Below are 24,703 nucleotides of genomic sequence, written 5' to 3' on the forward strand. Positions count from 1 at the left end.
TTTCGGCGTCTGATTTCGCGTGAGATCAATCCGAGGTAGACGTGCCGGGACGGGTCAGCTAGATTTGGGCGGCGGCTAAATCCGCCGAATTCGTTAATCAGGAGATAGGTTATGAGTAAATCCGTGGCCGACGTCATTCAGCTCGTCAAGGACGAGGACGTCAAGTTTGTCGACTTCCGTTTTACCGACACACGCGGCAAAGAACAGCACGTATCGGTGCCGGTGTCGGCATTCAGCGAGGACAAGTTCGAGAGCGGCCATGCGTTTGACGGTTCGTCGATTGCCGGATGGAAGGGTATCGAAGCGTCGGACATGCTGCTCGTGCCGGATGCCGATACGGCCTTCATCGACCCGTTCTACGAAGAGTCGACCCTCGTGCTGACTTGCGACGTCGTCGAACCGGCTGACGGCAAGGGCTACGAACGCGATCCGCGCTCGCTGGCAAAGCGCGCTGAAGCCTATCTGAAGAGCTCGGGTCTGGGCGACACGGCTTACTTCGGTCCGGAACCTGAATTCTTCATTTTCGACTCGGTCCAGTGGAACACGGACATGTCGGGCTGCTTCGTGAAGATCGGTTCGGAAGAAGCACCGTGGTCGTCGGGCAAGGAATTCGAAGGCGGCAACACGGGTCACCGCCCGGGCACGAAGGGTGGCTATTTCCCGGTTGCGCCGGTCGATTCGTTCCAGGACATCCGCTCGGAAATGTGTCTGCTGCTCGAACAGATCGGCATTCCGGTCGAAGTGCACCACCACGAAGTCGGCGGCATGGGCCAGAACGAAATCGGCACCAAGTTCTCGACGCTGGTGCAGCGCGCTGACTGGACGCAGCAACTGAAGTATGTCGTCCACAACGTCGCGCACACGTACGGCAAAACGGCCACCTTCATGCCGAAGCCGGTAGTCGGCGACAACGGTTCGGGTATGCACGTTCACCAGTCGATCTGGAAGGACGGTCAGAACCTGTTCGCAGGCAACGGTTACGCTGGCCTGTCGGAATTCGCACTGTTCTACATCGGCGGCATCATCAAGCACGCTCGCGCGCTGAACGCCATCACGAACCCGGGCACGAACTCGTACAAGCGTCTTGTGCCGCACTTCGAAGCACCGGTCAAGCTCGCTTACTCGGCGCGTAACCGCTCGGCTTCGATCCGTATTCCGCACGTGTCGAACCCGAAAGGACGCCGTATCGAAACGCGCTTCCCGGATCCGCTGGCCAACCCGTACCTGTGCTTCTCGGCACTGATGATGGCAGGTCTGGACGGCGTGCAGAACAAGATCCATCCGGGCGAAGCCGCCGACAAGAACCTGTACGACCTGCCGCCGGAAGAGGATGCAAAGATCCCGACCGTGTGTGCCGGCCTCGATCAGGCGCTGGAAGCGCTGCACGCCGATCGCGAGTTCCTGACGCGCGGTGGCGTGTTCACAGACGCGATGATCGACGCTTACCTGGAACTGAAGGAAGGCGAACTGCAACGTGTGCGTATGACCACGCACCCGGTCGAGTTCGAACTGTACTACTCGCTGTAAGTGGCGATGGCGCTTCGCCTCATGTGTGTGGCGAAGCGCGCGCCCGACGCTCGTGACTGATCGAATGCGGGTCACAAAGGGACGGCGGCGCCGTCCCTTTTTTTGTAGGCACCAGGAAACGTTTGCGAAGCGCGGGCGGTTTGCTGTACCACCATCTCTCATCGGCCAGACTGCAAGATGGTTCTGAAGAATCTGATCAAAGCTAGAAAAGGGCATGCCGAGCCGTTGTCCGAAAACGCGCAACTGGCGGATTCGGGGCTGCTGACGGGGTTTGAGGCGTTGCCGACGGTCGTGCTCGTGCTCGACAAACGCACGCTGCGGGTTGCGTATGCAAATCCATCCGCTGAAGCGATGCTCGATTTGTCGCGCCGCCAATTGACGCAGATGGCGTGGCCGGACATCTTCGCGAACTCGGACGAGTTGATCGCCACGGTCGCTTCGATTGCGGAACACCGTTTCCACGCGACGCACCTCGACGCGGTGCTCGAGCGTCAAGGCCACGAGCCGCTGCATGTGCATGCGATTGTGGGTTACCTGGACGGCGCGCCGGATTTTGTCTTGCTCGAGCTGTTCGAAAACGAACGCCACCTGCGCACCGACCGCGAAGAGCGTATCAACGATCTGACCGCGGTCAACAAGCAACTGATCCGCAATCTCGCGCATGAGATCAAGAATCCGCTGGGCGGCATTCGCGGTGCGGCGCAATTGCTCGAGTTCGAACTGGGTGTGCGCGAGCGCGACGAGTTGCGCGAGTACACCCAGGTCATCATCAAGGAATCGGACCGGCTGCAAACGCTGGTCGATCGGCTGCTGGAGCCGCACCGTCATCCGCACATCGTAGGCGACGTGAATATTCACGAAGTATGCGAACGCGTGCGCGCGGTGATTCTCGCGGAGTTTCCGCGCGGTCTCACCATCGAGCGCGATTATGACGTGAGCGTGCCCGATCTGCGCGGCGACAAGGAACAACTGATCCAGGCTGTGCTCAACATCGTGCGCAACGCGGCTGAAGCGTTGCGCGAACGGATTTCGCAAGGCGACGCGCGCATCGAATTGCGCACGCGCGTGGCACGCAAGATCACCATTGCGAAACGTCTATGTAAGCTGGCATTGGACTTGCATATCATCGACAACGGACCAGGCATTCCAGAAGACATCCGCGACCGCATTTTTTATCCGCTCGTTTCGGGGCGCGACGATGGAAGCGGTCTGGGTCTCACGCTCGCGCAGACTTTCGTGCAGCAGCACGATGGACTGATCGAAGTGGACAGCCGTCCGGGCCACACCGAGTTTCAGATTCTGCTGCCGCTCGACTGCTAATACCTCATGCGTCACAAGCGCACCTAAAGACTTCTGACCGACTATATGAAGCCGATCTGGATAGTAGACGACGATCAATCGATACGATGGGTACTCGAGAAGGCCCTCGCTCGCGAGAACTTCGCGACGCGCAGCTTTGCTAACGTGCGCGACGCAGCAGCCGCGCTCGATCACGACAGCCCGCAAGTGCTGGTCTCCGACATCCGCATGCCCGGCGGTTCGGGCCTTGAATTGCTGCAGACGGTGCGCGAAAAGGTGCCGGGCTTGCCCGTCATCATCATGACCGCGTTCTCGGATCTCGACAGCGCCGTGGCCGCGTTTCAGGGCGGTGCCTTCGAATACCTCGCCAAACCGTTCGACGTCGACAAGGCGGTCGAGCTGATTCGCCGCGCCGTCGACGAAAGCGTGCGCGGCGAACAGACGTGGGATGAACGCGTTGCCGATGCACCGGAAATGCTCGGCCAGGCGCCGGCGATGCAGGATATGTTTCGTGCCATCGGCCGCCTGTCCCATTCTGCGGCAACCGTGCTCATTACCGGCGAATCAGGCACCGGTAAGGAACTGGTCGCGCGCGCCTTGCACCGACATAGCCCACGCGCGAACGGTCCGTTCATCGCATTGAACACGGCGGCGATTCCGAAGGATCTGCTGGAGTCCGAACTATTCGGCCATGAGCGCGGCGCCTTTACCGGCGCGCAGGCGATGCGTCAGGGACGCTTCGAGCAGGCTGAGAATGGCACGCTGTTTCTCGACGAAATCGGCGACATGCCGTTTGATCTGCAGACACGTTTGCTGCGGGTGCTGTCCGATGGCCAGTTCTATCGCGTTGGGGGGCACAGCCCATTGCGCGCGAATGTGCGCGTGATTGCGGCTACGCACCAGAATCTCGAATCGCGGGTGCGTCAGGGTCTGTTCCGCGAAGACTTGTATCACCGGCTCAATGTGATCCGCTTGCGTCTGCCGGCGTTGCGCGAGCGCAGCGAAGACATTCCGCTCCTCACGCGCCATTTCTTGCAGAAAAGCGCGCGCGACCTCGGGGTCGAGCCGAAGCGGGTATCCGAGGAGGCGCTGACGTATCTTGCGTCGCTGCCCTTCCAGGGCAATGTGCGGCAACTCGAGAATCTTGCCAACTGGCTGACCGTGATGGCGCCGGCGCAGACTATCGAGATCAAGGATTTGCCGCCGGATCTGGTGCCGGCTCAGGCGGGCGCTTCGGAGATCGCAGCAGGTGGCGTGCTGGGCGGCGATCCGGCGAGTGGCATCGCGGGGCAGACGGCCGCGAACGGCGCAGCGCTGCCGTCGCATGTAGCCTCGATGCCCGGGATGCCGGTGGCGGTCGCTGTCAGTGCGTGGGAGAGCGGGTTGCGCACGGAAGTCGCCCGGATGCTGCGTGAGAACGCGCCCGATGTGATGGATGAGCTTGCACGACGCTTTGAGGCCGCAGTGATCCGCGAAGCGCTCGATTTCACCCGTGGCCGCAAGGTCGAAGCCGCCGAGCGGCTGGGCATTGGTCGCAATACCATTACGCGCAAGATTCAGGAACTCAACCTCGAACCTTGAGATGAGTTTGACTGGAGAAGGGATGGCGCCGGTTGGCGTCGTCCTTTCGGCATATAGCGTGTAGCGCGTCACAAGGCATAATCGTCGTTGTTCAGTTACGACGGTCTACCATGCCTGCTGCTTTCGCTTCGACTTCTCAGGGTTCCCCAACGTCCCCGGCATCCGCTGCATCCCCGGTTTCCGTTCACTGGCCTCAGTCTCCCGATCCTTTCCTGTCGCTCGAATCGCTCGACGATACTGCCGTGCTGGCCTGGGTCGAGCAGCAGAATGCCCGCACGCGTGCCGCATGGTGCAGCAGCGCGCGCTTCGAGACCCTCAGACAGCAACTGGCCGAGGCTTATTTGCCGCGCGAGCGGCCGGTGATCCCGGATCGCTGGCAAGACTGGGCCTACGACCTCTGGCAGGACGAACACAACCCCAAGGGCATCTGGCGGCGCACCTCATGGGCGAACTGGCGGGCGGGTACGCCGGCGTGGCAAAACCTGCTCGATTTCGATGCACTTGGGGCGGCCGAAGGCACGCCGTGGGTGTGCGTCGAACTGGACATTCTCTATCCCGATGGTGACCGTGCGCTCGTGACGCTGTCGCCGGGCGGTTCGGACGCCGTGGTGGTGCGGGAATTCGATATCGACGCGCAGCGTTTTCTGAGCGATGGCTTTGTCGTTGCCAAGGCCGGCAAGCACACGGTTTCGTGGATCGACCGCGACCACGTGTACCTGCGCTGGGACAAAGGCGGCAAGTCGTTGACGCGCTCGGGCTATCCGCGCGAAGTGCGGCGCTGGTCGCGCGGCACTTCGCTCGCCAAGGCACCGGTGGTGTTTCGCGGCGAGTTCGACGACATCAGTGTCGACGCGGACTACGATCCGATCGATCGGCGGCATACGGCGTCCCGCAGCGTCGACTTTTTCGATTCCGAAACCTTCTACCTCGATGCCGCCGGCGCGTGGCAGCGCTACGACGTCCCCACGCATGTGGGCGTGGGCGCGTGGGAAGGCTGGTTGCTGTTCGAGCCGCGCCTCGACTGGTCCCTGGAGGACGCACACTATCCGGGCGGCGCGCTGCTGGCGATTCGCGAGCGCGAATTTCTGGCGGGCGAACGTCGCTTCGTGCCGCTCTTTACGCCGAACACACAGACCTCGGCGTGCGACTGGACTCACACGCGACATCATCTGATCGTCTCGTATCTGGATGACGTGCAGAGCAAGACAGTTCTCTGGCAACCGCAGCAGAGCGAGGACGGTGCATGGGAGTGGCACTCGCGCGCGTTTCCGGCGCGCGCGAGCTCGCAGGTGGACGTGTCGCCCATCGAACCGACGCTCAATGACGAGGTGTATGTCGATGTCGACGATTACCTGCTGCCGTCCGAATACTGGCTTGCCGATCTGGCGCGCGACGATCTCGCCGAATGGGAATTGCTCGACCGGTGGCCGACCCAGTTCGACGCGACGCCTTATACGGTCAAGCGAGGCCACGCGCAATCCGCCGACGGCACACGTGTGCCGTACACGGTGATCGGTCCGCGCGCGCTGCTCGAAACGGCATCGCATGCGGGCGGCTCAGCACAGGCTCGTCCGTGTCTGTTGACTGGCTACGGAGGCTTCGCCATTCCGCTCACGCCGAGCTATCTGACCGGACCTGGGATTGGCTGGCTCGCACAGGGCGGCGTGTTTGTAGTCGCACATATTCGCGGCGGTGGCGAGTTCGGCACCGAATGGCATCGCGCGGCACAAGCGGAAAACCGGCAGCGCTCCTTCGACGATTTCATCGCGGTTGGCGAGGCGCTCATCGCCGATGGCGTGACCACGGCCGCGCAACTGGGCATCAGGGGCGGCAGCAACGGCGGCTTGCTGGTGGCGGCGTGCATGGTGCAGCGCCCCGATCTTTTCGGTGCGGTGGTGTGCGAAGTGCCGCTGCTCGATATGAGCCGCTATCACCTGCTGCATGCTGGCGCATCATGGATCGACGAGTATGGCGATCCCGACGAGCCGGACGAGGCCCGCGTGCTCGCAGCCTACTCGCCGTATCACCACGTGAGCGCCGGGGTGCAGTATCCGCCGGTGCTGTTCACGACCTCGACGAGCGACGATCGGGTCCATCCGGGACACGCGCGCAAGATGGTGGCACGCATGCAGGCGCTGGGGGCAGAGCGCGTGTGGTATCGGGAGGATACGGACGGCGGGCATGGCGGCGGCTCGGATGAACTGGAGCAGGCCGTCCACGATGCGATGGAGTATGACTTCCTGTGGACCTGTCTGGGCGGCACAGAGGCCGCCTAGACTCAGTTAATCTGCGCAACCACGGGTGCGTGGTCCGACGGTTGTTCCCACTTGCGCGGTACCTTGTCGATATCGCAGGACGTGCAGACTTCAGCAAGCGGCTGTGACAGCAGGATGTGATCGATGCGCAGCCCCGCATTGCGGCGAAACGCCATCATGCGGTAGTCCCACCACGAGAAGATTTTCTCCGGATGATCGAACTGGCGGAACGCATCGACGAGTCCCAGTCCGATCAGGCGCACGAATTCGGCGCGCTCTTCCGGCGAGACGAGGTTCTGTCCTTCCCAGGCCTTCGGGTCGTGGACGTCGCGATCTTCCGGGGCGATGTTGTAGTCGCCGAGCAGCGCGAGCTTCGGATGCTGCGCGAGTTCGCCAATGAGCCAGTCGTGCAGCGCCGCGAGCCAGCCCAGCTTGTAGGCGAACTTCTCGCTGCCCGGCGCCTGCCCGTTCGGGAAGTAGGCGGAGATGATCCGCACGCCTTCGATCGTCGCGGTGATCACGCGTTGCTGCGGGTCCTCATGGCCCGGGATATTGCGCACGATCGTGCTTTCATCGACGTTCAAACCGTCGCGCACGAGGATGCCCACGCCGTTATAAGTCTTCTGGCCGGCGAACCAGCTTCGGTAGCCTTTTGCCTCGAATTCGGCGCGCGGGAACTTGTCGTCGGTCAGCTTGAGTTCCTGCAGACAGAGCACGTCGACCTGACTCGTTTCGAGCCAGTCCATCACGTGCTGCTGGCGGACTTTCAGTGAATTGACGTTCCAGGTGGCGATTTTCATTGGCGATGTCGATGCTCGAAAGAGGAGTGGGGCGGCAACTGGGGCCATTTCGGTACTGTTGACCGAGATGATAACCGTCTCATTCGCAATCGGAAAATCCCAGTCGCAGCGTTGAGTCAGCCTCTTCGCTGATACTGTCGTTATCCTAATCAATTGATCGAAACGGAACGTGGGACGTTCTCTTCCGCCGGGCATTTTTTCCGGCCCGCCGGAACCGCGTCGCCGTTGCAGTTTCACAACATCGATCTGCCACGCTTGACGAGGCCGCAACCCTCGCCAGGACTGGGGTTCGCGCCTGTCGCCAAACCCTCAGACCAGACACCCGATTGCGCCCAGCGATGACCTGGGTAGGATGCATCAAGCGCAGCAATCTTCGCGCGACGTGTGTTTGTGCCGCGACCTGGTCGCGGCTTTTTTTTTAGCTGTCCGGCGGCTCTTCGCAGTGTTCGTCCACCCACGCCTTAGCGCACGCGCTGGCGAATTCGATGGCCTCGTGCTCGTCGACGAAACCCTGGGCGAAGATCATGTCATGTGTTTCGGGGACGCCGGCTTCGAGCCCGGGCGGTAACTCGATGCGCGCGTTGCCGACAATCTCGCCGTTTTCAATGCCGGCTGAGACGTGGATCGTGCATGACTTGTACGCGCATTCCATAGGTGTTGCTCCACAGCGAAAGTTGATCGGATCGTCGCCATCTTTTGTCCGACGTGACGAGCAAGCGTCGAGCCTGACCCCGTGAATTTTTCGTGGCGCCTGCCAACGAACGTGCGATTGAAAACCTTACGCTACCGCCGCGCACGAAGCGCTACATCAGGCGTTGCCGTTCAATCTGAATTGGCGCGCGGGCACGAGCCGAGGAACTCCCTGATTAACCCGATCAGCCGATCGTGGTCGCAAGGTTTCACGAAGTACGCATCGAAGCCGCAGCTTTCGGCCCGCTGCCATTCGGAATGGGTCGAGAATCCGGTATGGGCGATCAGCAACATCTCCTGTGCCTCGTCGCGCAACGTGGTGGCGGTGTCCCAGCCATTGCCGATACGCATCGACAGGTCGAGGATCGCCACCGCCGGCTGGGCCGCCCGCGCCAGGCGCAGCGCTTCCTGTCCGCTATAGGCCGTCAATACCTCGAAACCGGCAAGCCGGAGAACCTGCGCCGCGGACTGGCACGCGAGCTGGTCGTCGTCGGCGATCATCAATAGATGGTTCTGCAAAGACGCGGGGCGCGGCATACGCCACACCGTGACTTTCGGCGCCGGTGCAAATGGGTCCATGTGTCCTCCTCCAGATCAATTCGGCAGAGCAACGCGCGTTCCTCGCTGTTGCGTGCCGGTTGTATGCGTTGTTGCGTGGCCGGTCGCGCGCGCCGTGAGTGGATTGTGCCGCAAGAGCATGGCAGCCCGCTGACGCGCTGCCAGCGTCAAGCCGCCGCGGGGTCGGACAGGAAAATAAATACCGGGGCGCTCCCTGGCGGGGCGTATAGTGAGACGATATTCATGAACCGGGGAATTGCCATGGCTGAACTGTACCCAGCGCTCTATAAGGACTTCGAAGTGCACCCGCTGGTTTTCTCGCGGGAGTTCGACAAGTTCGACGGCCACAAGCGGCACGCCGAGGGCTACGACGTTGCGGTGCGCGTGTGTCGGCCAGGGGCAATCAGCGGTTCGAAGGCGAGCCGCGTGTTTCGTCTCGTGCGGCCTGCCACGTTCTCCGATTTCGGCATCGCCAAGCGCAGCGCGAGCCAGTACGGCGCAGACATCATTGACGGCAAAGTGGAAGGGGCGTCAGTCGCCGATCTTTGACGTCAAGAAAATAATCCACCCGATTGTTTGACGATATGCCGACATCTCTATACAATCCGTTTCCTCTGACGCGGGGTGGAGCAGTCTGGCAGCTCGTCGGGCTCATAACCCGAAGGTCGTAGGTTCAAATCCTACCCCCGCAACCAAGCATCATGGAAAGCCCGCTGGCGTAAGCCACGCGGGCTTTTTTCATTGGATGGCGGCGGTAGCTGCTGGATGTTATGTTCGATCAGCGATTGAGACCATTACGGAATCCTTAGGACTTTTTATTTGCTCGGCGCGCGGGTTCACAACGGACAAGGGGCTGCCCGCATGCCCAACTGACCGGGGCGAATCCGTCATGGGTTCTGAAAGGAACCAAAGGTACTATTCGCCGCTTGCGGGTTGTGCGTCCGGCCAGGGTGTACGGTCCCGAGGCAACCCTGGTTTCGAGGAAGTTGAAATGGCGACATATATCCTGTTGGGCGGTGGTTTCGGGCTGGCTCTTGCAATTGCCATATGGGGCATCTGGAAGCTCCGGTAGGGCGGTTTTCGAACCCGTTTCCCCACAATCCCATCATCGCCGCATAATATTTTCATCGCGTTGTATCAAGAACCTGCTAGAAGCTAGATATTCCGCTGGTGCGAGGGCCGTATTTGCGTCAGTCGCCAATATGGTCAGGCATGCCGTTAATTTCAATTAACTTACGACACCCTATGTCCTCATCTGTCACCAGTCCCTCGTCCCATACAGCCGCCGCCGCGCCCAGTCTCGTGCTTGGCGCCATCGGCGTCGTGTTCGGCGACATCGGCACAAGCCCGCTGTACACATTGCGCGAATGTCTGAAGGCTGCGGGCGGCATCAACCAGACGAATGTGTTCGGCATCGTCTCGCTGATTCTCTGGTCGATCATCATGGTGGTCACGCTCAAGTACGTGAGCTTCGTGATGCGCGCCGACAACGACGGCGAAGGCGGCATTCTCGCCCTGACCGCGTTGGCCTCGCGTGTCGCGCCGGCGCGGCTGTCCCAGGTGCTGCTGACGCTCGGCGTATTCGGTGCCGCGATGTTCTATGGCGACTCGATGATCACGCCGGCCATTTCGGTGATCTCGGCGGTGGAAGGCGTCACGCTGGTCGACCCCAAACTGACCGCGTGGATCGTGCCGATCTCACTGGTCATCCTGACAGGTCTCTTCAAGCTGCAAAAGCGCGGCACGGGGACGGTCGGCAAGGTGTTCGGCCCAATCATGATCGTCTGGTTTGTCACGCTGGCCGCGTTGGGGCTGCTGCACATCGTGACCGGCCCGGGCATTATCAAGGCGGTTTCGCCGCTGTACGCCGTGACGTTCGTGACGCGCGCGCCCGGCACGGCATTCGTGGTGCTGGGTTCGGTGTTCCTTGCGCTGACGGGGGGCGAGGCGCTCTATGCCGACATGGGGCACTTCGGCAAGAAGCCGATTCGCCTTGCCTGGCTGTTGCTGGTGCTGCCTAGCCTGATTCTCAACTACTTCGGTCAGGGTGCACTGGTACTGGCGCGGCCCTCGACCATCGAGCAGCCGTTCTTCGAGTCCGCGCCCGGCTGGGCGCTCGTGCCGCTGGTTGTGCTGGCCACGTTCGCCACCATCATCGCCTCCCAGGCGGTGATTTCCGGCGCGTTCTCGATGACCAAGCAGGCGGTTCAGCTCGGCTTCCTGCCGCGCATCCCCGTCGTCCATACGTCGACGCACGAAGTCGGGCAGGTCTACGTGCCGTTCATCAACGTGTCGCTGTACGCCGCGGTGGTGTTCCTCGTGGTGTTCTTCAAATCTTCGGACAACCTGGCTGCGGCGTACGGGATTGCCGTTGCCTCGACCATGCTGCTGACTACGCTGCTGATGTATTTCATCACCCACTCCCTGTGGAAGTGGAGTCCGCTCGCCACCTTCGTGGTGATCGGACCGCTGGCGCTGGTCGATGCGGTGTTCGTCTCGAGTAACGTCAGCAAGGTCGCTGAAGGCGGCTGGTTCCCGCTGCTGGCGGGTGGCGTGCTGTTCACGGTGATGACCACCTGGCACCGCGGCCGCGAGCTGGTGGTCGAGCGCATGAAGACCGACAATATTCCGCTCGCCGGTCTGATCCAGTCGCTGTGCGGCGGCTCGCATCCGCCGCCGCGCGTTGAAGGCACGGCGGTCTTCCCGGGGGGCGTGGCCGGCATGACACCCTCTGCGTTCATGCACAACCTGAAGCACAACCGCGTCATGCACGGGACCAACATCTTCATGGCCGGCATGACCGAGAACGTTCCGCACGTGCACGACGAGGAGAAAATCACCGTCGAGAACATGGGTTATGGCTGCTATGCGGTCAACGTGCGCCATGGCTTCATGGAGATCCCGAACGTGCCGGCGGTTTTGTTGCTGGTCGCCAAGGCGATCCCCGACTGGGAATACGAGCCGGCGGACACCTCGTTCTTCCTTGCCCGCGATACGGTGCTTGCCACCGGCGAGAGCAAGGAAATGGCGCTGTGGCGCGAGAAGCTGTTTGCGTTCCTCGGCCGCAATGCGGCGCAGGCGGCCGAGTACTACAGCTTGCCGGCGAACCGTGTGGTCGAACTGGGCGGACAGATCAATCTGTAGGTTGGGACGAAGGCGGGGCAGGCCGGTTGGTCTTTCGAACCGGCGCCCCTCGCTCTTGCGGAATCCTTTCTGTTTTTGAGCGCCTGAAAGGCAGACGACGAGCAGTGTTGCGTCTTCTGAAGCCACTGCGCAACACAATCCTGTTGAGTTGGCATTGCCTGGCGAATCAAGTTGACTTCCAGGTCTCAAAATGTCTAGAATTCGGCCGTTATCACAAATGGGGCAAACGCCTTGGACAGTAGCAGTAGTCGATCTTCGATCGGATTTGCCGCCTGATTGGCAGGACGCCCGCGCTGTAATTCTCTAGCCGCCGTCATGCCAGCAGGCAGACGGTGCGCGCCGTAGTAAATCTCTCCGTGCACCTCAAATAGCGCCGTACGAACGCAGCGTTGTCGCGCGTTTGCATGGCACCGTGTCGCGAGCGCCGCTCGTGGCTGCGTTTGCGCGCGCCTGCTTATGGGCTCCCGCTACGCATGTTTTTGAAGGAGCACCCCGTGCCAGACCCTGACAGTTGTCCCTTATGCCGCTATGACTTCCCTTTGTCTAAAGGAAGCGAGTAGAACTTCTGGGCCGCGCCGCTGATGCGCAGGCGCTCCGGGTCTGCTGGCTTCCATTGAATGCGTTAAGCCAACGCTCGGAGCAATACCATGAATTTCGGCCTCCTCCTGTCGCAACTCCCGCATGTCCAGGAAGCGCGCGTCCACTACGACGCCATGCTTTCGCTGCAAGCCCGCGGACCGCATAAGTTAGTCGTGCTCTGGCACAGCCTGAAGTCCCTGTTTTCCTGATTCTTTTGCTCCTGCGCCATCTGCAGGGGCGTTTCGTCGTTCGCGATGAGACGCCCCTGCGGAGGGTGCTGACGTGTGCTGTCCTTGTTCGAGACGCCAGATGAATTTCAGTTTCAATCTAAACCGCACCGCTAATGCGTCCGCCTGGCGCTTGCTGCCCAACGGCTGGGACTTCGTCGCCTTTCCGCTGATCATCTGCGTGATCGCCTTCACGGCGATTGGCTTTCACCAGACGCTCGCGCCGATGTCGACGCTCAAGACCCAGGTGATCTCGCTCGACCCGTCGAGCCTGCCCGAATACGCGTTGCGCACCACGTTGCGCATGCTGGCGGCGATGGCGGCGTCGCTGGCGTTCACGCTGATCTACGGCACGATTGCTTCCAAGAGCCGCCGCGCCGAAAAAGTGCTGGTGCCGATTCTCGACATCCTGCAGTCGGTGCCGGTGCTCGGCTTTATTTCGTTCACGGTGACGTTCTTCATCGGGCTTTTTCCGGGGCGGGTGCTGGGCGCCGAACTCGCGGCGATCTTCGCGATCTTTACGAGCCAGGCCTGGAACATGACGTTCAGCTTCTACCAGTCGCTGCGCTCGGTACCGCGCGATCTGGACGAGGTCTCGCGCGGCTTTCACCTGACCGGCTGGCAGCGCTTCTGGAAGCTCGAAGTACCGTTCTCGATGCCCGGCCTCATCTGGAACATGATGATGTCGATGTCGGGCGGCTGGTTCTTCGTGGTGGCCTCCGAAGCGATCACGGTGGGCAACAACACGATCACGCTGCCGGGGATCGGCGCCTACCTGGCGCAGGCGATCGCGGACAAGAACATGCATGCGATCGGTTGGGTCATTCTGACCATGACGATCGTGATCATCGCGTACGACCAGTTGCTGTTCCGTCCGCTCGTCGCGTGGGCCGACAAGTTCCGCATGGAAACGACCAGTTCGGGTAACGCGCCGGAGTCCTGGCTGCTCGACCTCGTGCGCCGCACCCGTCTGATTCACCGCGGCCTCGTGCCGATGGGCAAGCTGTTCGCCAATACGGCGCGTATGCCAATGCGTCTGCCAAGCTTGGGGCAACTCAAGTTCAGCATGCCGCGCCGCCAGAAGTCGTCGCGCCTGGGCGACATCATCTGGGGCGTCCTCGTGATTCTCCTGACGCTCTACGTCGTCTATCGCGTCGTCGCCTATGTGCGGACCGGCGTCACGCTTGATGAAGTGGGCCATGTCTTCGTGCTCGGCCTGATCACGCTGCTGCGCGTGGCGCTGCTGATCGCGATCTCGTCGGCGATCTGGGTGCCGATCGGCGTGCTGATCGGGCTGCGTCCGGCGCTGGCCGAGAAGATCCAGCCGCTCGCGCAGTTCCTCGCCGCGTTCCCGGCCAATCTGCTGTTCCCGGTGTTCGTGATCGTGATCGTGCGCTTCCATCTGAACCCGGATATCTGGCTGTCGCCGCTGATCGTGCTGGGTACCCAGTGGTACATCCTGTTCAACGTGATTGCAGGGGCGAGCGCCTATCCGAACGACTATCGCGAAGTCTCGAAGAACTTCAGCATTCGCGGCTGGCAGTGGTGGCGCAAGGCGATGCTGCCTGGAATTTTCCCGTACTACGTGACGGGCGCAATTACCGCTTCGGGTGGCGCGTGGAATGCGAGCATCGTGGCCGAGTATGTGCAGTGGGGCGATACCAAGGTGGTGGCCCACGGGCTGGGCTCGTATATCGCGCAGACCACGGCGGCGGGCGACTTCCCGAAGATCATTCTCGGCATTGCGGTGATGTCGCTGTTCGTGACGTTGTTCAACCGCACGTTGTGGCGTCCGATGTACGCCTATGCCGAATCCAAACTGCGGCTCGACTGAGCGCCCCTATAACTGACGTTTCGCCTCGGCCCTTTGAAGGGGCTTAAAAAAGCAGGGCGACCCGGTGTTTTATTGTGAGAGTGACCACCATGCTAAATCCTAAAATCGTCTCGGCCGATCTGTTTCCGACGCCGCCGCAGACTCAGATCCCGGCCACGCCTGCACGCCTTGGCGCAGAAGTGCTGCGCGTCACCGACGTGAGCCGCGGCTTCGACAAGAACCAGGACGAATTGCTGGTGCTCGACGGGGTGAACCTGTCGCTGCGCGAAGGCGAGATCGTCGGCATGCTGGGCCGCTCGGGCTCGGGCAAGTCGACGCTGCTGCGTATCATCGCCGGTCTGATCGAACCGACCAGCGGCGATGTGAACTATCTCGGCAAGCCGCTTAGCGGTCCCGCCAAGGGCGTGGCGATGGTGTTCCAGACCTTTGCGCTGTTCCCCTGGCTCACGGTTCTGCAGAACGTGGAAGCGGGTCTGGAAGCGCAGGGCGTCGGTGCTCGCGAGCGCCGCGAACGCGCGCTGGCGGCGATCGATCTGATCGGTCTGGACGGTTTTGAGAACGCCTATCCGCGCGAACTGTCGGGCGGCATGCGGCAACGCGTGGGCTTCGCCCGCGCACTGGTGGTCGACCCGACGCTGCTGCTGATGGATGAGCCGTTCTCGGCGCTCGACGTGCTGACCGCCGAAACGCTGCGTACCGACTTGCTGGACTTGTGGACCCAGGGCCGTATGCCGATCAAGTCAGTCCTGATCGTCACGCACAACATCGAAGAAGCGGTGTTCATGTGCGACCGGATTCTGGTGCTGTCGTCGAACCCGGGCAAAGTGGTGGCCGAGATCAAAGTGCCGTTTGCGCATCCGCGTAACCGTCTCGATCCGGCGTTCCGCAAACTCGTGGACGAGATCTACGCAAAGATGACCGCGCGTCAGGCTGGTGAGTCGACCAGGAAGGGCCTGGAGCTGGGAAGCTTGTTGCCGCATGTGTCGACCAACCTGATGGCGGGTCTGATCGAAATGCTGGCCATGGCGCCTTACCACGGCCGTGCGGACATGCCGGAAATTGCCCGTTCGCTGCATCTCGAAGTGGACGATCTGTTCCCGGTCGCCGAAATGCTGCAGCACCTGGGCTTCGCCGAAGTCCGCGAAGGCGACATTCTGTTGACGCCGCCTGCACGCGTGTTCGCTGAACTCGGCACGCAGGAGCGCAAGCTGATGTTCGCCGAGCATCTGCTGCGCCACGTGCCACTTGCGAGCCGGATCAAGACGGTGCTCAACGAACGTCCGGGGCATCGTGCGCCGCGTGTGCGTTTCGAACAGGAACTGGAAGACTTCCTGACGGACAGCGCGGCCGAAGAGACGCTCGACGCGGTGATCAACTGGGGCCGCTATGGCGAGATCTTCTCGTACAACGACCAGACCGAACTGTTCAGTCTGGAGGACGTGGAGGCCTGAGCGCGGTTATCCGGTTATTGAAGAACGCAGCGGCATCAGCGTGCCGCTGCGCGCCGAGCGTCCGCCTCGATCGCCCAGTCGACCGCAGCCTGCGCATGCAGCGCTGTGGTATCGAACACCGGCAACGCGGCATGCTCCGGCTTGATCAGGAGCGTGATCTCCGTGCAGCCGAGAATCACCGCCTGCGCCCCGCGGGTGGCCAGGTCCTCGATCACGCGCTGATAGACGCGCCGTGATTCCTCGTGGACCACGCCATGGCATAACTCGTCGTAAATGATGCGATGCACTTCCGCGCGATCGGCTTCGTTCGGCGTCAGCATTTCGAGTGCGTAGCGGTCGTTCAGGCGTCCCGTGTAAAACGTCTGCTCCATCGTATAGCGCGTGCCGAGCAACCCCACACGCTCGACGCCAGCCTCGCGCAAAGCGCTGCCGGTCGGGTCGGCGATATGCAAGAAGGGAATCAAGATGGCCTGTTCGATCGACTCGTACACCCGATGCATCGTATTGGTGGCGAGGATCACGAGGTCCGCGCCGCCGTGTTCGAGTTGCTGCGCGGCGTCGGCCATCTGCGTACCGAGCGCGGCCCAGTCGCCGGCGCGCTGGAGCGCTTCCACTTCGGCGAAGTCAACGGTCAGCAAGACGCTGCGAGCATTGTGGTGGCCGCCGAGCCGCGCCTTTGCGTGGCGGTTGAGCAGCCGGTAATACTCGCTGGATGACTCCCAGCTCATGCCGCCGATGATGCCGATCGTTTTCATATCCCTGTCCTGCCGATGCGTATGGGTGAGCGACGAGTATAGGCCGGGCGGGGCGCTGGAAAGCGGTACGGATCGGCGCGCTGGCGCCGGTACGGTGGGAGTTGCGGCGGCGGATTCGTGCCTCTGGCCTGACTGATCCTAAGCCTTCGGCAGGGTGGATTTTTTGCCGCGCGACTTGCGTGGCTTCGGTTCGACGCCGATCCGCGGATCGCGGGCGAGCACGAGCGCCGTCACCTCGTCGACGGTGGTTTCGAACGCCGGATCATCCTGGGCGACATAGAGCCACTTTCCCAGCACCGGGTGTGGCTGCAAGGCGGGCAGCTCCTGCATCAGCGCGGCGTGCCTGTCCTGCGAGGAGCACACCAGCAGGCCGTTCCACGGCCGGTCGCGATCGCCCGCGACCAGACACAACAGGCCGTCGATATAAGCGGCGTCCAGGCCGAACATCCGCTTGGTGATAAAGGTCGAATCGCGCTCGAAGGCGTCGAAGATCCAGAGTAGCGAGTTGCGGATGGAAGAGGGCATGGGCGTAACAATCCGTGAGCTTCTTGATAATACTACTGTATTTTTGTACAGTATATGCATCTTGAACCAGCTCGACACTCCTCCGGCGGATTCGCCCTCGCCGCCGCCCTCGCCCTTGCGCAAGATCATCCATTGCGACTGCGACTGTTTCTACGCATCGGTCGAAATGCGCGACGACCCCTCCTTGCGCGGCCGGCCGCTGGCTGTGGGCGGGCGGCCCGATCATCGCGGCGTGGTGGCCACCTGCAACTACGAGGCGCGGCGCTTCGGCGTGCATTCGGCCATGTCGTCGGCAATGGCGTTGCGCAAGTGTCCCGATTTGCTGCTCATCCCGCCCACCATGGAGAAATACCGCATCGCCTCGCGCCAGATCATGGCGATCTACCGCGATTACGCGGTCGAGGTCGAACCGCTGTCGCTCGACGAAGCTTATCTGGACGTCACCCACACCGAGAGCTGTAAAGGCAGCGCCACGCTGATGGCCAACGAGATCCGCAAGCGTGTCCGCGAGACGGTCGGCGTGACGGTGTCGGCAGGCGTGGCGCCCAACAAGTTCGTCGCCAAGATCGCCTCCGACTGGAACAAGCCCGACGGTCTTTATGTGGTGCGGCCGCACGAGGTTGACGCGTTCGTCGCCGCATTGCCGGTGCGCAAGATTTTCGGCGTGGGCAAGGTGACGGCGGCGAAGCTCGAAAAGCTCGGGCTCGTGACATGCGCCCAGTTGCGCGAGTGGCCGCTCGTCGATTTGCATCGTCAGTTCGGCGTGTTCGGCAGGCGGCTCTACGAGTTGTCGCGCGGCATCGACGATCGGCCCGTGCGCTCGGACCGGGAGCGCAAATCGGTGAGCGTGGAGACGACTTACGTCACGGATCTGCGCACGCTCGAAGAGTGCGCGGCGGAACTGCGGCGTCTGGCCGAACAACTGGACGTACGGATTGCGCGCGCCGAGGCGGCAGCGGCCGTGCGCAAGCTGTTCGTGAAGATCCGCTTCGCCGATTTTCAGCGCACTACGGTCGAATGTGTCGGCGAGGTTACCCATCTGCCGACCTTTCTCGCATTGCTGGAAAAGGGCTTTGCGCGCCGCAACCAGGCGGTGCGGCTGCTGGGTGTGGGCGTGCGGCTCGAGGAAGAGCATCTTGCCCAGCACGGGCAGTTTGAGCTGTTCGATGAAGAGCCGGCGGATGAGCTCATCGAAGCGCCGGAGCAAGCGCCTCCGCACGATTCTGCCGAATAGTCGTCCAGTTGTCGTTTAGTCGCCCCCCAAGGCCTTTCTGACGCCGATAGAATCGATGGCAGTCAAAGGAGCGAGACATGGACCTGATCATCCGCCGTGCCAGCCTGCCGCGTAGTGCCTCCGAATATAGAGAGCCGGTCGATATCGGCATCGAGGCGGGGCGCATCATCGCGGTCGAACCGCATCTTGCGGCGAGCGCCCCAGAAGAAATCGACGCCGCCGGTTCGCTCGTTACGCCGCCGTTCGTCGACCCGCATTTTCATATGGACGCGACGCTGTCCTACGGTCTGCCGCGCGTCAATGCGTCCGGCACGCTGCTCGAAGGCATTGCGCTGTGGGGCGAACTGAAACCTCAGTTGACCCAGGAGGCTCTGATCGAGCGCGCGCTGCAGTACTGCGACTGGGCGGTGGCGCGCGGTCTGCTGGCGATTCGCAGCCATGTCGACGTGTGCGATCCGAGCCTGCTGGCCGTCGAAGCGTTGCTCGAGGTCAAGCGGCGCGTCGCGCCGTACCTCGACCTGCAACTGGTTGCCTTTCCGCAAGACGGGGTTTTGCGCAGCGCGGGTGCCTTCGACAATCTGAAGCGAGCAATTGCGCTCGGTGTCGATGTGGTCGGCGGCATCCCGCACTTCGAGCGGACCATGGCGGATGGCGCGGAGTCGGTGCGCATGCTGTGCGAGTACGCGGCAGAGCAGGGCTTGCGCGTGGACATGCATTGCGACGAATCGGACGACCCGCTTTCGCGTCACATCGAAACGTTGGCTGCGCAGACGCACAGGCTTGGTTTGCAGGGACGCGTGACGGGTTCGCATCTGACCTCGATGCATTCGATGGACAACTACTACGTCAGCAAGCTCTTGCCGCTGATGCGCGATTCGGGCGTGGCGGCGATCGCTAATCCGCTCATCAACATCACCTTGCAAGGCCGCAGCGATACCTATCCGAAGCGCCGCGGCATGACGCGTGTGCCGGAGATGATGGCTGCGGGTATCACGGTGGCATTCGGCCACGACTGCGTGATGGACCCGTGGTACAGCCTGGGTTCGGGCGATATGCTCGAGGTGGCCCACATGGGGCTGCACGTCGCACAGATGACCGGCGTTGACGCGATGCATGCGTGCTTCGACGCGGTGACGGTAAATGCAGCGCGGATTCTCGGGCTCGAAGGTTATGGCATCGCGCCGGGATGCGAGGCGAATCTCGTGTTACTCGATGCGCGCGATCCGGTCGAAGCCATCCGTCTGCGCGCGGCGCGGCTGGCGGTGGTGCGGCGTGGCAAGGTGGTGGCCCGCTCGCCCGCTGCGCGGGCGACGCTTGCGCTCGATGGTCGACCGGGGGAGGTCGATTTCAAGCTGCGGCGTGAGTAACGTTAGCGTGGGTAACGTCAACGTGAGTAACGGTCATAACAGGTAACGCTGGCGATACGGGCAATACCCGCAATAAAAAACCGGTGCCTGCGTGAGTGAGCAGGGCACCGGTTTTTTCCAGAAGCCGCGCCAATAGGCGCGCAAAGCTCAATGCGTCGTAGCCGGCGTCATACCGTTATGACGCAACAGCGCGTCGATATTCGGCTCACGGCCGCGGAACGCCTTGAACGATTCCATCGCAGGACGGCTGCCGCCCACCTCAAGAATCTCCTTGCGATAGCGCGTGCCGGTGGCCGCATCGAGCACGCTGCCGCTCGCCGCCTGAGCCGCTTCTTCGAACGCGGCATAGGCATCGGCCGACAGCACTTCGGCCCACTTGTAGCTGTAGTAGCCCGCCGCATAACCGCCGGCGAAGATGTGGCTGAACGTGTTCGGCCAGCGCGAGAACGCCGCTTGCGGCACCACGTGGAAGCGCTCGTTGATCTCACGGGCGAGATCGTTGGCGCTCAGCGAACCGGTCGCATCGAAATCCGTATGCAGCTTCATGTCGAACATCGAGAACACGATTTGCCGCAGCGTGCCGAGGCCGCTCTGGAAATTCTTCGCGGCCAGCATCTTGTCGAACAGATCGCGCGGCAGCGGCTTGGCGGTCTCGACATGCGAGCTCATATCGCTCAGCACGTCCCACTCCCAGCAGAAGTTTTCCATGAACTGCGACGGCAGTTCGACCGCGTCCCACTCAACGCCGTTGATGCCCGACACGGCTAGCTCATCGACCTGCGTGAGCATGTGATGCAGACCATGGCCGAACTCGTGGAACAGCGTGATCACTTCGTCATGCGTGAAGCAGGCCGGCTTGCCGCCGACCGGTGCCGAGAAGTTGCAGGTCAGATACGCGACCGGCGTTTGCACGCCGCCCTGCGCATGCTTGTGACGGGCCCGCGCATCGTCCATCCACGCGCCGCCGCGCTTGCCTTCGCGCGCATACAGATCGAGGTAGAACTGCGCGACCAGACCGCCGTCCTGATTCTCGACGCGGAAAAAGCGCACATCCGGATGCCATACGGCCGCTTCATCGCGACGGATCTTCACGCCGAAGAGCGTCTCCGTGACCTTGAACAGGCCCTTGAACACGGTGTCTTCCGGGAAATACTGTTTGACCTCGTTTTCCGAGAACGAATAGCGCTTCTGACGCAGACGTTCCGCGGCGAAGGTCATGTCCCACGGTTGCAGTTCGGTCAAACCAAGCTCGTTGGCGGCGAATTCGCGCAGTTCTTTCCAGTCCTGCTCGGCATGCGGACGGGCACGCGTGGCGAGGTCTTCGAGGAAGGCCATCACTTGCGCGGGGGACTCGGCCATCTTCGGCGCCAGCGAGACCTCGGCGAAGTTGTGATAGCCAAGCATGTGCGCTTCTTCGGCGCGCAGCTTCAGTTGCTCGGCGATGTTCGCCGTGTTGTCCCACTCGGCCTTGCCGCCGCCGTAGGTGCCGCCCAGTTCCGAGGCGCGCGTGACGTAGGCGCGGTACATCGTCTCGCGCATCGCGCGGTTTTCCGCGTATTGCATGACCGGGAAGTACGACGGGAAATGCAACGTGAATTTCCAGCCGCTTTTGCCGTCGCGTTCGGCCGCTTCTTCTGCGCCTTCGATCACATCTTCCGGCAGACCTGCCAGTTGTGCCTTGTCGTCGACGAGGTAGGCGTAGGCGTTGGTGGCGTCCAGCACGTGATCGGAGAACGACTTCGACAGACTGGCCTGGCGTTCCTGCAATTCAGCGAAGTGCGGTTTCTGGTCTTCGGGCAGTTCCGCACCCGACAGGCGGAAATCGCGCAGGGCGTTCTGCAGGATCTTCTTGCGTTCGCCGGTGAGCGAGCCGAAGTCGCTGCTGGCGGCGAGCGTCTTGTACTTTTCGAATAGCGCAAGGTTTTGCCCGACGCTCGACCAGAATTCTGTGACGCGCGGCAGATTCTCGCCATAGGCGGCGCGCAGCTCAGGTGTGTCCGCGACAGCGTTCAGGTGACCGATGACGCCCCAGGCGCGCGACAGCGGCTCCGTTACGCGCTCTACCGGCTCGACCACGTCGGACCAGGAAGCGGGCGTGATCGGTTCCGCGGCGCGCTCGACGGCGGCAGTCGCGTTGGCAAGCAGGACGTCGAGAGCGGGGGTGACGTGTTCGGGGCGGATGTCGCCAAAGCGCGGCAGGTCGGAGAAATCGAGGAGCGGGTTGTCGTGTGTGGGTTGGTTGGTGGACATAAGGCTTCCTGTCTGACGCGAGTGAATAGGCTAGGCGCGAGTATGCGGACGCGGCTCGTGGCGGCGCCCGATATCGACATTATTGGGGCAGCGGGCTGCGATTCCAATTGGCTACGGCACAAATTATCAGAAGTTCGTCTTTCGTGTATCTGTTGCGATATTTGTGCCAGAGCGTTTGGGACGGAGGTGGCTGTCGTGCGCGGCTTGGTGGGTTTTCGTGCGCTCCACCGGTCTGTACGAAAGCGAACGGTCAGGTTTGTTGCTTTGCGGCATGGTGCGATGAAGTGGCCGACAGGAGAACGCCAGATGAATCCGCTTTCGCATGCCTTATCGCGTAACGAGAACAACTTCGGCCTCGTGCGTCTCCTTGCGGCCATTGCCGTCGTCTACGGGTACTCGTACCTGCTTCAGCAGCCGGACGGCAGCACCGACTGGGTCCCGAACGCGCTCGGTTTCGACGGTTTGATCGCATTCGGGATCTACGCATTTTTTCTGCTGAGCGGCATGCTGGTGACGGCCAGTTTCGACCGGCAGCGCTCGGCACCGCGCTTCGCGGTACTGCGCATCGCACGTATCTGGCCGGCTGTGGCTGCCGGTTCGCTGGTGACGGTCTTCGTCATCGGGCCGCTCTTCACCACGCTGCCGCTGCGCGAATATTTCGCCTCCGGCGTGACATGGGCCAACCTCGACAATTTCTCGACGCTCGTGCTGAACGGCAGCTGGGCCGTGCCCGGCGTGTTCGAGCATAACCGCTGGCTGAACGAAGTCAGCGCGCCGCTGTGGACGCTGCCGCTCGCGGTGCGCTGCTATCTGATCGTGCTGTTCACGGGGCTCGTGGGCTTGCTGTCGAACCGTTGGGGTGTGGTGCTTGCCGCCGCGCTGGGGTTGGCGGCATTCGTGCTGCGCGTGCATCTGGTGCCGCATCTGCACCTCGAGCTGCGCGACTTCTCCGCAAAGACGCCCGGCTATTCGTTCTGGCCCGAGCCGTTCTTTTTCATCGGCATGCTGCTGTACGGCTGGCGCGAGGACATCGAGCTTCATGGCCTCGCTGCGCTTGGTCTCGTGATGGTGTTTCTGGTGTTCCGCGACACGGCTGCCGCGCAACCGCTGTTCTATCTGGCCTTCGTGTACGGCGTGCTGTGGGTCGGCACGACGCCGCTGCTGCGCCGCCTCACGCCACGCAACGATTACTCGTACGGCATCTATCTGTACGGCTTCATGATGCAGCAATGTGTGGCGAGTCTCGCGCCACGTCTGAGTCATCAGACGGCAACGTTGGTTGCCGCGCCCTTCATCCTGCTTTGCGCAGTGCTCTCGTGGCGCTTTGTGGAGCGGCCGGTACTGGTGTGGTGCCACCGGCGTCTGGCGCGTACACCGGGCGCAGTTGGGGCGGCGGCAGCCAATTCGGCCGCGCGTTAGATACGGGTGCGGGCAAATGCGGGCGAGCGCGAGCTGATGATACGGCTCGCGCCCGCGCCGCAAGCACAGCGCTTGCCACAGCGAATGCGCCGGCTTCGTTACGCTTGAACCGCCTTACGCCTGACCAGCCGAGCGCTCAGCCGCTTCGATCGTATTGACGAGCAGCATCGTGATCGTCATCGGGCCGACGCCGCCCGGCACCGGAGTGATAAAGCCGGCTACTTCCTTCACGCCGGCGAAATCGACATCGCCGCACAGCTTGCCGGCCTCGTCGCGATTCATGCCCACATCGATCACCGCTGCGCCCGGTTTCACCATCTCCGCGGTCAGGATATTGCGCAGACCCGTGGCGGCCACCACCACGTCGGCGTTGCGCGTATGCGCGGCCAGATCGCGCGTCTTGCTGTGGCAGATCGTGACCGTCGCACCCGCTTCGAGCAGCAGCAACGCCATCGGCTTGCCGACGATGTTCGAGCGGCCGATCACCACCGCGTTCGCGCCCTTCAGGTCGATGCCGTAGGCCTCGAACATCTTCATCACGCCGTACGGCGTGCAGGGGCGGAACAACGGCTTGCCGGTCATCAGCGCACCTGCGTTGGCGACGTGGAAGCCGTCCACGTCTTTCTCGGGTGCGATCGCTTCGATCACCTTGTGGCTATCGATATGCTTCGGCAACGGCAGTTGCACGAGGATGCCGTGAATCTTCGGGTCGTTGTTCAAGGCGTCGATGCGCGCGAGCAGATCGGCCTCCGACAGCGTAGCCGGATAGCGGTCATACGAAGAGTGCAGGCCGTTGTCTTCACAGGCCTTGATCTTGTTGCGCACATACACTTCGCTGGCCGGATTGTCGCCCACCAGCACGACCGCGAGGCCCGGCTGGTGGCCGCGAGCCGTGAGGGCGGCGGCGCGGGTCGCGACATCGCCGCGCAAGGTCTTGGAGAGGGCGTTGCCGTCGATCAGTTTGGCTGTCATGGTCGGTCGAGGTCGAGATAGGGTGGTGTTCGGAATGCGGGGGCGTGCGGTGCGCCTGGATGTGCAAATCGGGCGCGGCGACGAAGTACAGGATTATACCGGCGCGGCCCGGCGCTCTTTCAGCCAGGATGCACGGAACGATCGCGGAGTGGCGCGAGAAGCGCGAGGGGAGAGGATGAAGTACTGCGGCAAGCAAGGTGCGCAGCCAGCCCTAGCCGCGCACCTCTACTGCCTTT

General features: G+C 62.3%; 19 protein-coding genes and 1 tRNA gene. 13 read left to right on the top strand and 7 right to left on the bottom strand.

Going from position 1 to position 24,703, the window contains the following annotated elements; translation table 11 throughout:
* The first annotated feature begins 111 nt into the window (after window positions 1-111).
* The 4 genes from glnA (at window position 112) to BUS06_RS10050 (ending at window position 6,683) form a co-directional block, all read left to right on the top strand.
* The gene (glnA, locus tag BUS06_RS10035) at window positions 112-1,527 is read left to right on the top strand and encodes a type I glutamate--ammonia ligase (protein WP_074264128.1); all 1,416 of its coding nucleotides are present in this window, start codon (window positions 112-114) and stop codon (window positions 1,525-1,527) included.
* Window positions 1,528-1,704: 177 nt separating this feature from the next.
* The gene (gene glnL / locus BUS06_RS10040; RefSeq protein ID WP_074264129.1) at window positions 1,705-2,847 is read left to right on the top strand and encodes a nitrogen regulation protein NR(II); all 1,143 of its coding nucleotides are present in this window, start codon (window positions 1,705-1,707) and stop codon (window positions 2,845-2,847) included.
* 45 nt (window positions 2,848-2,892) lie between these two features.
* A complete protein-coding gene (gene ntrC / locus BUS06_RS10045) occupies window positions 2,893-4,407 on the top strand; it encodes a nitrogen regulation protein NR(I) (RefSeq protein ID WP_074264130.1) in 1,515 nt (504 codons plus the stop codon).
* Between the two features lie 110 nt (window positions 4,408-4,517).
* A complete protein-coding gene (locus BUS06_RS10050; RefSeq protein WP_074264131.1) occupies window positions 4,518-6,683 on the top strand; it encodes a prolyl oligopeptidase family serine peptidase in 2,166 nt (721 codons plus the stop codon).
* 2 nt (window positions 6,684-6,685) lie between these two features.
* Here BUS06_RS10050 and xth read toward each other — a convergent pair whose 3' ends face one another.
* From xth to BUS06_RS10065, 3 genes are all read right to left on the bottom strand, one after another.
* Window positions 6,686-7,462, bottom strand: coding sequence for an exodeoxyribonuclease III (xth, locus tag BUS06_RS10055; protein ID WP_074264132.1), 777 nt, complete (start codon window positions 7,460-7,462; stop codon window positions 6,686-6,688).
* Window positions 7,463-7,880: 418 nt separating this feature from the next.
* Entirely contained in the window at window positions 7,881-8,114 is a 234-nt protein-coding gene (locus BUS06_RS10060) for a hypothetical protein (protein ID WP_074264133.1), read from the bottom strand.
* A gap of 170 nt (window positions 8,115-8,284) precedes the next feature.
* Complete coding sequence (locus tag BUS06_RS10065) at window positions 8,285-8,731, bottom strand: response regulator (RefSeq protein WP_083611389.1); 447 nt, start codon at window positions 8,729-8,731, stop codon at window positions 8,285-8,287.
* Between the two features lie 240 nt (window positions 8,732-8,971).
* On the opposite strand from BUS06_RS10065, the gene BUS06_RS10070 reads away from it, so the two are divergent.
* The 6 genes from BUS06_RS10070 (at window position 8,972) to BUS06_RS10090 (ending at window position 15,945) form a co-directional block, all read left to right on the top strand.
* Window positions 8,972-9,259 (top strand): hypothetical protein, encoded by a 288-nt coding sequence (locus tag BUS06_RS10070; protein ID WP_074264134.1) that lies wholly within the window; start codon window positions 8,972-8,974, stop codon window positions 9,257-9,259.
* A gap of 69 nt (window positions 9,260-9,328) precedes the next feature.
* Window positions 9,329-9,405, top strand: a tRNA-Met gene (locus BUS06_RS10075).
* Window positions 9,406-9,955: 550 nt separating this feature from the next.
* A complete protein-coding gene (locus BUS06_RS10080; protein ID WP_074264135.1) occupies window positions 9,956-11,854 on the top strand; it encodes a potassium transporter Kup in 1,899 nt (632 codons plus the stop codon).
* Window positions 11,855-12,501: 647 nt separating this feature from the next.
* On the top strand, window positions 12,502-12,642 hold the full coding sequence (locus BUS06_RS37820; RefSeq protein ID WP_166660733.1) for a hypothetical protein: 141 nt from the start codon (window positions 12,502-12,504) through the stop codon (window positions 12,640-12,642).
* Between the two features lie 100 nt (window positions 12,643-12,742).
* The gene (locus BUS06_RS10085) at window positions 12,743-14,494 is read left to right on the top strand and encodes an ABC transporter permease (protein WP_074264136.1); all 1,752 of its coding nucleotides are present in this window, start codon (window positions 12,743-12,745) and stop codon (window positions 14,492-14,494) included.
* 89 nt (window positions 14,495-14,583) lie between these two features.
* Entirely contained in the window at window positions 14,584-15,945 is a 1,362-nt protein-coding gene (locus BUS06_RS10090; RefSeq protein ID WP_074264137.1) for an ABC transporter ATP-binding protein, read from the top strand.
* Window positions 15,946-15,980: 35 nt separating this feature from the next.
* On the opposite strand, the gene BUS06_RS10095 is transcribed toward BUS06_RS10090, so the two are convergent.
* Both BUS06_RS10095 and BUS06_RS10100 read right to left on the bottom strand, forming a co-directional pair.
* A complete protein-coding gene (locus BUS06_RS10095) occupies window positions 15,981-16,700 on the bottom strand; it encodes an aspartate/glutamate racemase family protein (RefSeq protein ID WP_074264138.1) in 720 nt (239 codons plus the stop codon).
* A gap of 138 nt (window positions 16,701-16,838) precedes the next feature.
* Window positions 16,839-17,225, bottom strand: a complete 387-nt coding sequence (locus tag BUS06_RS10100) for a hypothetical protein (protein ID WP_074264139.1) — start codon at window positions 17,223-17,225, stop codon at window positions 16,839-16,841.
* On the opposite strand from BUS06_RS10100, the gene dinB reads away from it, so the two are divergent.
* Window positions 17,224-18,459 carry a DNA polymerase IV gene (gene dinB, locus BUS06_RS10105; RefSeq protein ID WP_074264140.1) on the top strand — a complete coding sequence of 412 codons (1,236 nt, stop codon included), beginning with the start codon at window positions 17,224-17,226 and terminating at the stop codon, window positions 18,457-18,459. The two genes, BUS06_RS10100 and dinB, sit on opposite strands and share 2 nt — an antisense overlap.
* Window positions 18,460-18,536: 77 nt before the next feature.
* The gene (locus BUS06_RS10110) at window positions 18,537-19,826 is read left to right on the top strand and encodes an amidohydrolase family protein (protein WP_074264141.1); all 1,290 of its coding nucleotides are present in this window, start codon (window positions 18,537-18,539) and stop codon (window positions 19,824-19,826) included.
* A gap of 147 nt (window positions 19,827-19,973) precedes the next feature.
* On the opposite strand, the gene BUS06_RS10115 is transcribed toward BUS06_RS10110, so the two are convergent.
* Entirely contained in the window at window positions 19,974-22,076 is a 2,103-nt protein-coding gene (locus BUS06_RS10115; protein ID WP_074264142.1) for a M3 family metallopeptidase, read from the bottom strand.
* A 306-nt stretch (window positions 22,077-22,382) separates the two neighbouring features.
* Here BUS06_RS10115 and BUS06_RS10120 point away from each other — a divergent pair, with 306 nt between their 5' ends.
* On the top strand, window positions 22,383-23,495 hold the full coding sequence (locus BUS06_RS10120; RefSeq protein ID WP_074264143.1) for an acyltransferase family protein: 1,113 nt from the start codon (window positions 22,383-22,385) through the stop codon (window positions 23,493-23,495).
* A 114-nt stretch (window positions 23,496-23,609) separates the two neighbouring features.
* On the opposite strand, the gene folD is transcribed toward BUS06_RS10120, so the two are convergent.
* Entirely contained in the window at window positions 23,610-24,467 is an 858-nt protein-coding gene (gene folD, locus BUS06_RS10125) for a bifunctional methylenetetrahydrofolate dehydrogenase/methenyltetrahydrofolate cyclohydrolase FolD (RefSeq protein WP_074264144.1), read from the bottom strand.
* Between the last annotated feature and the right edge of the window lie 236 nt (window positions 24,468-24,703).

Origin of the sequence: Paraburkholderia phenazinium (assembly GCF_900141745.1) — a bacterium.
GTDB lineage: Bacteria > Pseudomonadota > Gammaproteobacteria > Burkholderiales > Burkholderiaceae > Paraburkholderia > Paraburkholderia phenazinium_B.

Coding starts and splice junctions, on each gene's coding strand:
- BUS06_RS10110 (WP_074264141.1), top strand. CDS start 18,537: ATGGACCTGATCATCCGCCGTGCCAGCCTGCCGCGTAGTGCCTCCGAA.
- BUS06_RS10120 (WP_074264143.1), top strand. CDS start 22,383: ATGAATCCGCTTTCGCATGCCTTATCGCGTAACGAGAACAACTTCGGC.
- BUS06_RS10090 (WP_074264137.1), top strand. CDS start 14,584: ATGCTAAATCCTAAAATCGTCTCGGCCGATCTGTTTCCGACGCCGCCG.
- BUS06_RS10095 (WP_074264138.1), bottom strand. CDS start 16,700: ATGAAAACGATCGGCATCATCGGCGGCATGAGCTGGGAGTCATCCAGC.
- folD (WP_074264144.1), bottom strand. CDS start 24,467: ATGACAGCCAAACTGATCGACGGCAACGCCCTCTCCAAGACCTTGCGC.
- glnA (WP_074264128.1), top strand. CDS start 112: ATGAGTAAATCCGTGGCCGACGTCATTCAGCTCGTCAAGGACGAGGAC.
- BUS06_RS10085 (WP_074264136.1), top strand. CDS start 12,743: ATGAATTTCAGTTTCAATCTAAACCGCACCGCTAATGCGTCCGCCTGG.
- BUS06_RS10065 (WP_083611389.1), bottom strand. CDS start 8,731: ATGGACCCATTTGCACCGGCGCCGAAAGTCACGGTGTGGCGTATGCCG.
- BUS06_RS37820 (WP_166660733.1), top strand. CDS start 12,502: ATGAATTTCGGCCTCCTCCTGTCGCAACTCCCGCATGTCCAGGAAGCG.
- xth (WP_074264132.1), bottom strand. CDS start 7,462: ATGAAAATCGCCACCTGGAACGTCAATTCACTGAAAGTCCGCCAGCAG.
- BUS06_RS10050 (WP_074264131.1), top strand. CDS start 4,518: ATGCCTGCTGCTTTCGCTTCGACTTCTCAGGGTTCCCCAACGTCCCCG.
- BUS06_RS10060 (WP_074264133.1), bottom strand. CDS start 8,114: ATGGAATGCGCGTACAAGTCATGCACGATCCACGTCTCAGCCGGCATT.
- dinB (WP_074264140.1), top strand. CDS start 17,224: ATGGGCGTAACAATCCGTGAGCTTCTTGATAATACTACTGTATTTTTG.
- ntrC (WP_074264130.1), top strand. CDS start 2,893: ATGAAGCCGATCTGGATAGTAGACGACGATCAATCGATACGATGGGTA.
- BUS06_RS10100 (WP_074264139.1), bottom strand. CDS start 17,225: ATGCCCTCTTCCATCCGCAACTCGCTACTCTGGATCTTCGACGCCTTC.
- glnL (WP_074264129.1), top strand. CDS start 1,705: ATGGTTCTGAAGAATCTGATCAAAGCTAGAAAAGGGCATGCCGAGCCG.
- BUS06_RS10115 (WP_074264142.1), bottom strand. CDS start 22,076: ATGTCCACCAACCAACCCACACACGACAACCCGCTCCTCGATTTCTCC.
- BUS06_RS10080 (WP_074264135.1), top strand. CDS start 9,956: ATGTCCTCATCTGTCACCAGTCCCTCGTCCCATACAGCCGCCGCCGCG.
- BUS06_RS10070 (WP_074264134.1), top strand. CDS start 8,972: ATGGCTGAACTGTACCCAGCGCTCTATAAGGACTTCGAAGTGCACCCG.